At 41.7% G+C, this 12,425-nt stretch carries 10 protein-coding genes; 2 read left to right on the plus strand and 8 right to left on the minus strand.

Annotation, left to right across the window (positions count from 1 at the left end; all coding sequences use genetic code 11):
- Window positions 1-28: 28 nt before the first annotated feature.
- Window positions 29-2,212 (plus strand): S8 family serine peptidase, encoded by a 2,184-nt coding sequence (locus EHW67_RS07215; RefSeq protein ID WP_158285091.1) that lies wholly within the window; start codon window positions 29-31, stop codon window positions 2,210-2,212.
- 67 nt (window positions 2,213-2,279) lie between these two features.
- Here EHW67_RS07215 and EHW67_RS07220 read toward each other — a convergent pair whose 3' ends face one another.
- The 7 genes from EHW67_RS07220 to EHW67_RS07250 all read right to left on the minus strand — a co-directional run bounded on the left by EHW67_RS07220 (window position 2,280) and on the right by EHW67_RS07250 (window position 8,300).
- Complete coding sequence (locus tag EHW67_RS07220; protein ID WP_126161678.1) at window positions 2,280-2,993, minus strand: 3'-5' exonuclease; 714 nt, start codon at window positions 2,991-2,993, stop codon at window positions 2,280-2,282.
- A gap of 313 nt (window positions 2,994-3,306) precedes the next feature.
- On the minus strand, window positions 3,307-3,780 hold the full coding sequence (locus EHW67_RS07225) for a methylated-DNA--[protein]-cysteine S-methyltransferase (RefSeq protein ID WP_126161718.1): 474 nt from the start codon (window positions 3,778-3,780) through the stop codon (window positions 3,307-3,309).
- Window positions 3,780-4,901, minus strand: coding sequence for a CNNM domain-containing protein (locus EHW67_RS07230; RefSeq protein ID WP_126161679.1), 1,122 nt, complete (start codon window positions 4,899-4,901; stop codon window positions 3,780-3,782). Before EHW67_RS07230 ends, EHW67_RS07225 begins: the two co-directional genes overlap by 1 nt.
- A 48-nt stretch (window positions 4,902-4,949) precedes the next feature.
- Window positions 4,950-6,269, minus strand: a complete 1,320-nt coding sequence (locus EHW67_RS07235) for a serine hydrolase domain-containing protein (protein WP_126161680.1) — start codon at window positions 6,267-6,269, stop codon at window positions 4,950-4,952.
- Between the two features lie 11 nt (window positions 6,270-6,280).
- Window positions 6,281-6,793 carry a DinB family protein gene (locus tag EHW67_RS07240; RefSeq protein ID WP_126161681.1) on the minus strand — a complete coding sequence of 171 codons (513 nt, stop codon included), beginning with the start codon at window positions 6,791-6,793 and terminating at the stop codon, window positions 6,281-6,283.
- A gap of 72 nt (window positions 6,794-6,865) precedes the next feature.
- Entirely contained in the window at window positions 6,866-7,840 is a 975-nt protein-coding gene (gene hemB, locus EHW67_RS07245; RefSeq protein ID WP_126161682.1) for a porphobilinogen synthase, read from the minus strand.
- Between the two features lie 73 nt (window positions 7,841-7,913).
- Window positions 7,914-8,300, minus strand: coding sequence for a YchJ family protein (locus tag EHW67_RS07250; RefSeq protein ID WP_126161683.1), 387 nt, complete (start codon window positions 8,298-8,300; stop codon window positions 7,914-7,916).
- Window positions 8,301-8,428: 128 nt separating this feature from the next.
- Here EHW67_RS07250 and EHW67_RS07255 point away from each other — a divergent pair, with 128 nt between their 5' ends.
- Window positions 8,429-11,074: a DEAD/DEAH box helicase family protein gene (locus EHW67_RS07255; RefSeq protein ID WP_126161684.1), complete on the plus strand. Its 2,646-nt coding sequence runs from the start codon at window positions 8,429-8,431 to the stop codon at window positions 11,072-11,074.
- A 210-nt stretch (window positions 11,075-11,284) separates the two neighbouring features.
- Here EHW67_RS07255 and hemF read toward each other — a convergent pair whose 3' ends face one another.
- Window positions 11,285-12,187 (minus strand): oxygen-dependent coproporphyrinogen oxidase, encoded by a 903-nt coding sequence (hemF, locus tag EHW67_RS07260; RefSeq protein WP_126161685.1) that lies wholly within the window; start codon window positions 12,185-12,187, stop codon window positions 11,285-11,287.
- Window positions 12,188-12,425: the final 238 nt, after the last annotated feature.

Here is a 12,425-nt window from a genome sequence, read left to right on the forward strand (position 1 = left end):
CTTTGCCATGGCTTACGCAAAACACTTAATGATTATTCTTCGCAAATGCAGCTTTGTTGTTGCATTGTGCTTTGCTGTCCATGGTTCCTATGCGCAAACACAGAAGCAGATTCAGATAATTAAAGGGAACTACAGCAGTGCAAAGCTTCAAAGGATCACCACAGATCTTAAAAGAAATTTCACCCAAGAGAAAAATACGTTATTGCAAGCAGCCAAGACAAATGGTTGGAAGCTTACCGAACGATCGGCAGATGGAAATTTTTCTGAATTGACTTCCATAGGTGCAGATGGTAGTCCATTATACTATAGTACTTTTAGTACAGAACTAAATAATGCTACCAGGGCCAGTGCCTTACATGATGATGGATTGCTAGGATTGGGGTTAAATGGTGAGAATATGCTTGTTGGTGTTTGGGATGCAGGGTCTGCACTAACCAGCCATAAGGAATTTGATACCAGGGTTCAAACCTTGGACGCCAGCGAAATAGTGGATTCACATGCTTCTAGGGTAACCGGTATTTTAGTAGCTTCAGGGCTCGAGAATAAAGCCAAAGGTGTTGCTTATAAGGCCAAGGCTGTTTCCCATGATTGGAAAAGGGATAAAATTGAAGTGGCCGAAATGGCCGCCAATGGTTTGTTGCTATCCAACCACTCCTACGGAATTATGTCGGAAAGGGTTCCCGATTGGTATTTTGGTTCCTATATCCAAGTTTCCAGGGATTGGGACAAGATCATGTACAATGCTCCATATTATTTAATGGTGACTGCGGCGGGTAATTCACAGAAAAGCAATGATAATGAATCGCCAATTTATGGTTCTTCATCCAACGGATTTGATCTAATGTTGGGATTTGCTACTTCAAAGAACGGAGTTACTGTAGCTGCTGCCGATATTGCAACTAATGATAAAGGCGAGCTAAGAAAAGCTACCGTAGCCTCTTATTCTAGCTTTGGCCCCGTTGATGATGGTAGGATTAAGCCGGACATTGCTGCTTATGGAACCAATATTTATACCACTGGTAGTGGTAGCGACAGTAGGTATGAGACCGCCAGTGGTACATCGGTGGCCACCCCAGGGGTTACCGGCTCTATGTTGTTGCTACAGGAATACTATGAGAAGATGGAAGGTAGCTTTATGAAGGCTGCGACCTTAAAGGGTTTGGTACTGCACAGTGCGGACGATGTGGATGCTCCAGGACCAGATTATAAAATGGGATGGGGTGTTATCAACTCAAAATCGGCTGTTGAAATTATTACCAATAAAGGATATGCAAGCCTTCTTTCAGAGGAAACTCTGGAGGATGGCGAAACAAAAACATTTGTGGTGCAAGCAAATGGCAATGACCCTTTGTCGGCTTCCATATCTTGGACCGATCCGGCAACCGGTGCTGTGAACTCCGGAGTGTTGAACGATATGTCCGCAGCCTTGGTCAATGATTTGGATATCAGGATCAGTAAGGACGGGGAGACTTTCTTTCCGTGGAAATTAAGTGCTGTGAATGCCGATGCAGCTGCTACTGCTGGCGATAATAAGGTAGATCCTTTTGAGAGAATAGATATACAAAACGCCCAAGGCGAATATGTAATTTCTGTAAGCCATAAAAACACGCTTGACCAAGGTTCTCAGCATTTCTCCTTAATCGTTAGCGGGATATCACTTACCGATTGTGTACTTAGTACTCCGGAAGATATAGAGTTGACCACTGCTGATGACAGCACAGCAACCTTGAGCTGGACCGCCAATACCGATGCACTATTTCAAATAGAGTATAAGGAAAAAGCGAATGAGGAGTGGACTATTGCCAATACCTTTGACCATAGTTTTACCCTACCTCAATTGGTGGCCGGTACAGACTATGTTGTAAGACTAAAGACCTTTTGTACAGAGAATGTAGGTTCTGAATATACCCCGGAATATGAGTTTACCTTCCAGGGTGACGAAACAGCGTTTACCGATGACTTGGAATATGAAACCCTAAGCTTGCAAGTGGCCTTCTCTATTTTTCCTAATCCGGTGGAGACATCTATGACCATTCATGGAAACGTTTCCGATGATGCTATGTACAAAATAGTTTCCTTGAACGGAATAGTAGTTAAATCGGGTAAGGCAGAACAAAAACAGATTTATATTGCCGATCTAACGCCTGGGCTTTATGTGCTTACCCTAGCAGATTTGGAAGGGTCAAAATCCATTAAGTTTTATAAGTCCTAAGCTTGGATAAATGCCTAAGCTGATCTGGGCAAAGTAGCGGGGCCCTACTATTATTTTCATTCCTTGGTCAAATTCTTATAATTTCATCTTCTTCCAAGAGTTTGTCGTTTCGCAAGCGTAGAAATACCTGAGCGGTGGTCACCACATCCAATTCGCAATATTTAATAATACGATCTATATCTTTTTCCTCGTAATAAACAGCTTTTACCATACTCCCGTCAATATCCTCTTTAGGGGAAGGGATTCCCAGTATATTGGCCATTAACTTTAGGGAGGTAAAGTGTTTGTAATCACCAAATTTCCATAATTCCATAGTGTCCAAATGGGGTATTTCCCATGGCTTCTTGCCAAACAGATCCAGTTTGTGGGGTAGGTCTATACTGTTAATGATCATGCGTCTGGCGATATAGGGAAAATCAAATTCCTTTCCATTGTGGCCGCACAATAAATGATGGGGCCCATTAAAGTGGGTGTCCAAGAGATTCTTAAAATCCATTAAAAGTTTTTTCTCCTCTCCGTAAAATGAGGTTACCCTAAAGTTCCTACTGTTACCTTTAACGTTAAAATATCCGACGGATATAGTAACGATTTTACCAAATTCGGCCCAAATACCTGCCCTTTCATAAAACTCCTCGGCCGTAAATTCATCCTTGCGCTGATACTGTGATTTATGTTCCCAGAGTTCCTTTTTGGCATTGCTCAAAAGCTGAAAGTTCTCTTCCTCGGGAACGGTCTCTATATCCAGGAAGAGGATGTGTTCCACATTAATTTTTTGAAGCATCTAGGTATGTTTTAAATGGTAGTTGCCAATGACTGGTTATAGCAAAATAACACCGGATGTTTTACATCGGATCGATTTAAATATACAAACAAATTTAGAATTTGTTAAAAGGTGATGCCATTGGCTTTGATACCATATCCCCTTGGTTCAGATCAACTGCATAAACAAACCATCTAGTTGGTAGAATAGTATACCGTGTACCTTAGCTATGGCGATAAAATCTGTAAAATGTACGTTTAGTTGGATGTATGTTCGCCATGTTCTTATAAACAGGCCAAGTATTAGATTTTACCAACCGTATGGTTTGTAAACTTTAAAAAAGTGACTCCTGTTTTACGGGGCTCTCATGGTTTAACAGCCATTTTTTTCGATATAATCCACCGGCATAACCTGTTAGGGAACCATTGCTCCCAATCACTCTGTGGCATGGTACCACGATCCATAAGGGGTTATGCGCATTGGCCGAGGCAACGGCCCTGATAGCTTTTTGGTCTCCCAAGGTCTTGGCCAACTCCAGATAGGAAATAGTTTTTCCATAAGGTATTTGTGGCAGTGCTTTCCAAACTTTTTTTTGAAATTCTGTTCCCTCGGGATTCAGGCTTAGACTAAACTCCTGTCTTGCACCTTTAAAATATTCCTGTAGTTGATATACGGCATCCTCAAGGACTTCGGGAATAGTGGTGGATATTTTTTTTTCGCTGTCTAAAAGGGTAAGTGCCGTTAAACCGTATTCGTCCCCTTCTATTTTGGCAATTCCCAAAGGGGTTTTTAGGTAGGCGGTTTCCATCATTCCAAGTTATCGGTTTGATCTATTATCCCCAATCGTTTGGCTCGCTCTTTCCAATTTTTACGGGCCAAATGCTGTAAATTTTCCACACTGTCACTTTCATCCATAATTTCGAGTCCCAATAAGGTCTCCAATATATCCTCCATAGTTGCTACGCCGCTCACAGAGCCATATTCGTCTACTACAAGGGATATGTGTTCCCTTTTGGAAATAAAGGTCTCAAAGAGCTCAGGAATGGGCATTCCTCTGTGGCTGACCAATATTTCCCTTTTTATAGAAGAAAGTGGGGCATCCCCATTATTGTTGATTATTTCCTCCAAAATCATATCCTTGAGTACAAAGCCAGTTATATTATCTATTTTCTTGCTGTAAACGGGTATCCTGGAGAAAGGCATATTTCTATTGGCATCGTAGAATTCCTTAATAGTTTCTGCTTCACTGGCTATTTTGACTACCGCCCTTGGTGTCATAATATCTTTTACCTGAACCTCGTCAAAATGCAATAAATTTCTAATAATGGTGGATTCCGATTCTTCAAAAACACCCTCTTCGTGTGCAAGGTCGGTCATAGCGCTAAAATCCTCCCGGCTGAACATGCTGGCATGTACCCCCTTTTTTCCTATTAGCTTCGTAAAGAGCTGTAAGATCCATAAAACTCCGGTCCATTTTAGGGACCAGACCATAAATTTAAGGATTATGGTGGAAGCATGCGCCAATTGTCTCCAATAGGTGGCCCCTATGGTCTTGGGGACAATTTCTGAAGCTACCAAAATTAATATGGTCATGATGGTAGAAACCAACCCTACCATACTGGCTTCGGTGAAATCCATGCCCAGCACGGATATATTGGCATTTGCATAAAGTTCGGAATAGGCCACCTTGGCCTGTACCCCTACAAGGATGGCCCCAACGGTATGCGCTATGGTATTAAGGGTGAGAATGGCAATAAGCGGTTTGTCCACATCTTTTTTCAATACTTCCAATTCTGAAGCGTAGCTTTTATTCTCTTTTTTATTCAGATTGATGAATGTTTGTGGAACACTCAATAAAACAGCCTCCAAAATGGAACATAGAAAGGATACGAGGATCGAAATAAGTGCATAAAAAATAAGTAACCCCATAGAAAAGTATAAAGGACTAATGTACTAATAAATTAAGAATTGCCTACCTCAATTAACATTGGCTTCATAAAAAACTTCTTGTACCGCCGAGCGTATATTGTATTTATAGATATTACTGTGCGTTCTGCTGGGATATACCCTGTTGGATAAAAATATATACACCAATTCATGAGTGGGGTCTGCCCACACAAAGGTACCTGTAAATCCACTGTGGCCAAAACTTTCCGGGCTGGCGCTAGGTGCAGGATAGGAATCCGCAAGGGTCAGTTCCCCATTGTTCAATTCTGGTTTGTCAAAGATAAGCCCCCTACGGTTTTCATTATCAGGATACTGCACCCTGGTAAATTCCCGTACCGTTTCTTCGGATAAATAACGTTTTCCGCCATAACTGCCGTAGTTCATATACATTTGCATCATTTTCGCCAAATCGGTAGCAGAGGCAAAAAGACCGGCATTGCCCGATACTCCTCCCATGAGAGCCGCGTTTTCATCGTGTACCCAGTTTTTGGTGAGCCCATGTCTAAATAAAGTATCCAATTCCGTAGGAACTATATTGTTGGGGTAATTCTTGGTTTTGGGCTTAAATCCCAGCGTGGTGGCTCCCAAAGGGGCGTAAAAATTTTGAGTCAAATAAGTTTCGTAATCCGTTCCTGTCATTTGTGAGATCATCTCTGGATATAACAAAAAAGTAAGCCCGGAATACTTGTATTTTTTGATATCCGAGACCTTGGAGCGTTTTATCTTGCGGTATATTTTCTTTTTAAACTTATCCTTGATATAAATGTTGTCGTAGGCGCGGGAGCTAAACTTGTCATTGGGTTGATGCCGAACGAAACGTTTTTTTAAAGATCCGTTCTTTTTCATCACATCTTGAAGGAATATGATATAGGGTATCAAGCCGGCCTGATGGGCAAAAACCTCCCTAACGCTTAGGTCTTTCTTGTCCCTTCTATTTTTCCAATCTGGCCAATAGGTGCTGAAAGGGGCGTCTAAATTTAGCTTTCCCTGATCGTGCAACTTCATTAATGCGGGCAATGGACCAATTATCTTGGTTACCGAAGCCAAGTCATAGATATCGGTCAGCCCTACCGCCTGCAGACTGTCATAGGTGTGGAATCCGTAGGCCTTGTGGAAAATTATCTTGCTGTTTTTGGCCACTAGTACCTGTGCTCCCGGGAAGGCCTCTTCCTTTATGGCCATAGTCATTATAGAGTCTACCTTAGCGTGTATGTACAAGGAGTCCATTCCCACTGCCGAGGGGTTGGCATAGGTAAGCAAGTCCGACTTCAAGGCTTGGGAATTAAGGAACTGTACATTAAGGAATGCCGTTGATGCCAATAAAAAATAAGTAAGTATTCTTTTGCCCATACTATTCAAAATTACCAGCCCACATATTTGGGGGGCTCTATATTGTTGAGGTTTAAGTATACAATTAGCTGACCCCTATGATGGGATACATGATCTTGTAACAAATTTAATATTTGCAATTTGGTTTTGGTCCCGGCAAAGAAATCCACTTGCTCGGACAAGGAAGACGGTGAGGTTTGTTGCAAAATCTTGCTCACCCTATCAAAGGAAATTTTTAAAATTTCTAGTGTTTCTGCCTTAGAAAGCTTATCCCCGCCGCTGCTGTTTCTGGATGCTTTTTCGGCGCCAAAGTAGTTGGTTGCCAGCCAATCCATATTGCTTTTAATATGTAATAGCTGTTCCCTAAATTCCATTTGTCTGTCCGTAGGTCTAAAATCGAACTTTTCTTCTGGCATGGCCTCTGCTACGGCCAGAAGATAATCCCTGGAATTTTCCCATTTTTCCAAAAAGGTGGGGATAGTAAGATCTTGGGATTGCATGGGTATCAAAAAGAGTCCTGTAAGGATAAAAAATAATGCTCTCATAGCGATGGTCACGTATATTAGGGTGAATAAGGGTCGGGTAGCACCTATGTTCTACCGTACGCTGCCTTTTATCTAACCTAAGACGCGAACGGCGTCCTTGGCGAAGTAACTGGCAATTATATTGGCCCCTGCTCTTTTTATAGCGGTCAATTGTTCCATCATTACGGCATCATGGTCTAACCAGCCCTTTTCCGCAGCGGCCTTTACCATAGCGTATTCCCCTGATACCTGGTATACGGCTACTGGTACATCTACCTCATTTTTTATTTCACGAACAATATCCAAATAGCAGAGCCCTGGTTTTACCATGACAATATCGGCACCTTCATCAATGTCCATTTCCGTTTCCTTTATGGCTTCAAACCTATTGGCATAATCCATTTGATAGGTCTTTTTGTCTCCAAATCCGGGCGCGGAATCCAAGGCATCCCTAAAGGGGCCATAGAAGGCACTGGCGTATTTGGCACTATAACTCATAATGCCGGTATCTACAAATCCTTCATCTTCCAAGGCTTCGCGTATACTCAATATTCTGCCGTCCATCATATCGCTCGGGGCAACAAAGTCGGCCCCGGCTTCTGCGTGGCTTATGCTCATATTGGTCAAGACTTCAACAGAATCGTCATTGATTATTTTACCGTCTTCTACAATGCCATCATGGCCATAGGAAGAGTAGGGGTCCAGGGCCACATCAGTCATCACCAGCATATCCGGACAAGTATTTTTTACCGTTTTGATGGCCTTTTGCATTAGACCATTGGAGTTTACCGCTTCCTTGCCCTTGTTGTCCTTTAAGTGGTCTGGAACCTTTACAAACAATAGAACCGATTTAAGGCCCATGGTCCATAGGTCCTTTACTTCTTTTTCCAGTAAATCCAAGCTATATCGGTAGTAGTTTGGCATCGATGGGATTTCTTCCTTAACCCCTTTGCCCTCTACCACGAATAGGGGCACTAAGAAATCATTGGGCGAGATTATGGTTTCCCGTACAAGGGATCTTATGGCCGCATTGGTGCGGAGTCTTCTATTTCTTCTAATTGGATACATGGTTTGTAATTTTAAATCTCAAAGATAATGGAACAAGTCCATATTCACTATATAGTATAGGTTGATCTTGCTACTAGTCTGCTAGCCCCAAATACATCCACAGTCCCTTTTCCTTGACAAAGGCCGACTTTTCATGGATAATCTCCACTTTGCCCTTCTCAAAATAATAGGCGTTGAAGGTAACCGTACCGTTTTGGTCTTTTGCACCTCCTTTTTTGCTTTCCAAAACCTCCAATCTAATCCAGTTTACGGATTTGGCCCAATCCTCTATGGCCTTTTTTTCTTTTATTGGCCTTGTAGAACTGTGGTGACTTTCCATGAGATAGTCTCCCTTGACCATTACAAAGGCCGTATAACGGGAACGCATCAACTGCTCTGCAGTAGTAACGGCCGAAAGGCTTTTATGGGCCAACTCACAGCAGTTGGCATAAGGTTTATTGGATCCACAGGGGCAGTTCATTTTTACAATATGAGCTTAAGTTCAACGACTAATTTTTAAGGAAACTATAAAACAACATTTTATTGTCTATTTTAGCTAGGGCAAATGTATCCATATTCATTAAATAATTAAGAGACCAACTTTTTAATTTGAAGTCCCTTTCCCATATCCTTCAATTCAAATATTCTTGGCGTAGTTACCAGAAGGTATTTTTGGACAATTTTGAATCCTATGTTGCTGACGGTCATTTGCACCTTGTGGCGCCACCTGGTTCAGGGAAGACCATCTTAGGGCTAGAGATGATAAGTAGGTTAGGGGGCAATACGCTGATTCTGGCTCCAACACTTATCATAAGGAACCAATGGCGAAAAAGAATGTTGGAGTTTTTTGTTCAGGATGAAGAATTCAATGATTTTACCATAAACTTAAAACGCCCTAAACGCATTACTATTTCAACCTACCAATCCTTATATCGTTTAAATAAGTCTTTGGAAGTTCATGCTGGTAAGGATGGGTTGCTAAAATTTATTAAGGAGCATAATATTAAGACTTTGGTTTTGGATGAGGCCCATCATTTGAAGAATGAATGGTGGAACAGTCTGTTCCATTTAAAGGAAATCGAGGGTTTAATGGTAGTTGCGCTGACGGCCACACCGCCATATGATAGTGAGCGCAGCGAACTGGATAAGTATTTTAGATTGTGTGGGCCCATAGATGAAGAGATTGCTGTGCCCGATTTGGTAAAAAATACAGATTTATGCCCGCATCAGGATTTTGTATATTTTTCCAGGCCCGATGAGCCGCAGATAAGATATATAATAGCTTTTCGGGAGCGGGTCATGCAATTTGTAGGTGCTATTGTAAAGGACAGTGAGTTCATTGAAATTTTGATAAACCATCCCGTTTATAAAAATACCGATAATGAGCTGGAGCAGGTTTATGAAGACCCGGCTTTTTTTTCCTCTATCCTTATTTTTTTGAGGGAAGCTCAAAAAGAAATTGATAGGGATAAGTTAAGGGTGTTGGGTTTTAAGGAACAGCAAATTGATTTTCCCGCTCTTTCCTATGAATGGCTGCAAATATTAATTCAAAAACTTTTGGTTGATCAACGGAGCTTATTAACTGCATATGAAGGGGTACTAAGACGGATTGAGAAAGAATTAAAGGAAATTGGGGTATTTGAAAGTAAGAAGGTCGATTTTATAGGGGGTGATCATTTGTATGCTTCTCTGGCCAACAGTCCAAGTAAATTAAGGAGTATTGGGAGTATTGTGTCTATAGAGCACGATCTTTTGGGCGAATCGCTGCGGATGGTGATTTTGACCGACTTTATACGTAAAGAGTTCTTGGGATATTCCGGTTTGGATCCACAAGAGTTGAATAAACTGGGGGTTATTCCAATTTTTCAGTACTTGCGAACCACTTCTGTACAGAAGGAGCAATTGGGAGTTTTAACCGGGTCAATCGTTATTTTACATAAAACGGCAATGGCGATGTTTGTTGAACAGGTGAACAAAGAGTTGTATCACCTAACTCCATTGAAGGAAGAGGAAGATTTTATTGTGATAACTCCAATCGGTAAAGGAAGGAATGCCATAGTAAGTACCATAACCAGCTTATTTGAATCAGGTGTTGTAAAAATACTTATTGGTACAAAAGCATTGTTGGGTGAAGGGTGGGACGCTCCGGCCATAAATAGCTTGCTTCTTGCTACCTATGTGGGCTCGTTTGTTTCGTCTAACCAAATGCGGGGAAGGGCCATCCGTGTAAGGGCAGGGCATCCAAATAAAACAAGTAATATTTGGCATTTAGCCTGCTTGGATTCCACTGTAGAGGATGGGGGGCAGGATTTGGAGAGACTAAAAAGAAGGTTCGAGGCATTTTCGGGCGTTTCATTATCCGGAACACCTTTTATAGCCAACGGTTTAGACCGATTGTCCCTTCCTAAGGCCTTTAATGCAGAGGTGGATGTTGAAGTATTGAATGCCAAAATGGCCAAGATGGCAACTGAAAGGCAGCTGTTACAATCCCGATGGGTTACTGCCATTGAAAATGGAAATGTATTACAAAGGGAATTAAGGGTATTCTACCAAAGTAGCCTTCCCTATAAGAAACAACGTAAATTGTTGTCATTGAATATGGTTAAATACATGGCACTGGAAGTACTGTTGGGGGTGGGACTTTTTTTGCCAGAGTTTTTAGTTAAGAATATGCAGAGCATATTACAAAAGAGGTATTTATCGGTATTTTATTTATTTGTAGTTGGTATTATGATGGGGTTTGCTCCCAAAACTTTTAAGGCACTTAAGCTTTATATTCTTTTTGGAAACACCCAGAATAGGACAAAAAAAATAGGAAAGGCCATTTTGAGCGTCCTAGTGGGGACTAAAATACTGCAAACAGATTCTTCCCAAGTAGAGGTGATATTGGAGGAACATGGTAACGGAGAATTTACAATTTGTCTTAAGGGAGGCAGTCAACATGAGAGCAGTATCTTTATAGATCTTTTGGAAGAAGTAATTTCCCCTGTTGAAAACCCACGATATCTATTGGTTAACCGAAATTGGATACAACGTAAAATGGGCATAAGAAGATATTATGTGGTGCCAAATATGTTTGGAAGAAGGAAGGAAGATGCCATAGCGTTCCACAGGAGTTGGCAACAGCATGTGGGTAGATCCAAGTTGTTATATACTAGGAGTATTGAAGGTAGAACAGAACTTCTTAAGGCTAGACTGGGCCATATAAAATACCAGTTCCATGAGATATTGCGTAAGGCGATAATCTGGAGATAAGAATCAAAATTTCAGGTGGAGGAAGGAGCCCATCACCTATTAGGTATTCTGTTTTTTCCTAGATAGGTCCATAATTGCCTTCAGCCGCTCTTTTCGGGTTTCTTTTTCCTTTTTCAGTTTGTTTTTTTTCCTATTGAGGAGCTTGGTGTGTTTGGCTTTGTTGACAGTATTTTTTTCCTTTCCTTTTTTGCCCATGGTCTTTCGGTTTAGTTATACCCATTCCCTAGGTTGGGCAAGTACTTTTAATAGACGTTCCTCTTCGCTTCCTTCTTCAGGTTTATGGTCGTACACCCATTGCACATGTGGCGGTAGGCTCATTAGTATGCTTTCTATTCTTCCATTGGTCCTTAATCCAAACAGGGTGCCTTTATCATGTACCAGGTTAAACTCCACATAGCGGCCGCGGCGTATTTCTTGCCAGTCCCGTTGTTCTTTGGTATAGGGAAGGTCCTTTCTTTTTTCTACAATAGGAATGTAGGCTTCCAAAAAGCTGTTGCCCACTTCGGTCTCAAAATTATACCAATCTTCCATGGATATTTCCTTATTCGCCTTACAATAATCATAGAAAAGTCCACCCACTCCCCTTGCTTCGTTCCTATGGGTATTCCAGAAATAGTTGTCGCATTTGGCTTTGTAGGTGGCATAGAATTCTGGGTGGTGTTTATCACAGGCCGACTTACAAACCGTGTGAAAATGCTGTGCGTCTTCGTTAAAAAGATAGTAGGGGGTAAGGTCTTGTCCGCCACCAAACCATTGATCTACCAGTTTGCCTTGCTTGTCATACATTTCAAAATAGCGCCAATTGGCATGAACTGTTGGGACCATGGGATTCTTGGGATGTATGACCAAGCTAAGGCCACAGGCGAAAAAATCGGCTTCTTCTACCCCAAAGTATTTTTGCATGCTTTCTGGAAGGGCACCATGGACGGCAGAAATATTTACACCGCCTTTTTCAAATACGGCCCCATTTTGGATTACTCTGGAACGTCCGCCACCACCTTCTGGTCGCTCCCAGATATCCTCTTTAAATTTGGCAGTCCCGTCTACCTTTTCCAATTTGCTCGTTATTGTATCCTGTAGTTGTTGAATGTAAGCGTAAAATTTATCTTTCATGTTCCTTTTTTTTTCGACTTCTTAACCTGCAAGGTCTTTGGCACCTTGTAGGTTTTGCTCCAACTCTTGAGTCAGCTTTTCTGTTTCATGTTCCTAGACCTACAAGGTTTTGGAAACCTCGCAGGTCTCCCTGTTTTTGCCACCTTGTTTGTTTTGCTCCAACCCTTGAGTCAGCTTTTCTGTTTCATGTTGTTAGACCTACAAGGTTTTGGAAACCTCGCAGGTCTTCCTGTTTTTG

It is taken from the genome of Arenibacter aquaticus (assembly GCF_003957295.1).
Lineage (GTDB): Bacteria > Bacteroidota > Bacteroidia > Flavobacteriales > Flavobacteriaceae > Arenibacter > Arenibacter aquaticus.

What these genes read in the sequence shown, in the direction of transcription:
- hemB (WP_126161682.1), bottom strand. Translation starts at nt 7,840, where the DNA reads ATGTATCCAATTAGAAGAAATAGAAGACTCCGCACCAATGCGGCCATA.
- EHW67_RS07250 (WP_126161683.1), bottom strand. Translation starts at nt 8,300, where the DNA reads ATGAACTGCCCCTGTGGATCCAATAAACCTTATGCCAACTGCTGTGAG.
- EHW67_RS07240 (WP_126161681.1), bottom strand. Translation starts at nt 6,793, where the DNA reads ATGAGAGCATTATTTTTTATCCTTACAGGACTCTTTTTGATACCCATG.
- EHW67_RS07220 (WP_126161678.1), bottom strand. Translation starts at nt 2,993, where the DNA reads ATGCTTCAAAAAATTAATGTGGAACACATCCTCTTCCTGGATATAGAG.
- EHW67_RS07215 (WP_158285091.1), top strand. Translation starts at nt 29, where the DNA reads ATGATTATTCTTCGCAAATGCAGCTTTGTTGTTGCATTGTGCTTTGCT.
- hemF (WP_126161685.1), bottom strand. Translation starts at nt 12,187, where the DNA reads ATGAAAGATAAATTTTACGCTTACATTCAACAACTACAGGATACAATA.
- EHW67_RS07225 (WP_126161718.1), bottom strand. Translation starts at nt 3,780, where the DNA reads ATGGAAACCGCCTACCTAAAAACCCCTTTGGGAATTGCCAAAATAGAA.
- EHW67_RS07235 (WP_126161680.1), bottom strand. Translation starts at nt 6,269, where the DNA reads ATGGGCAAAAGAATACTTACTTATTTTTTATTGGCATCAACGGCATTC.
- EHW67_RS07230 (WP_126161679.1), bottom strand. Translation starts at nt 4,901, where the DNA reads ATGGGGTTACTTATTTTTTATGCACTTATTTCGATCCTCGTATCCTTT.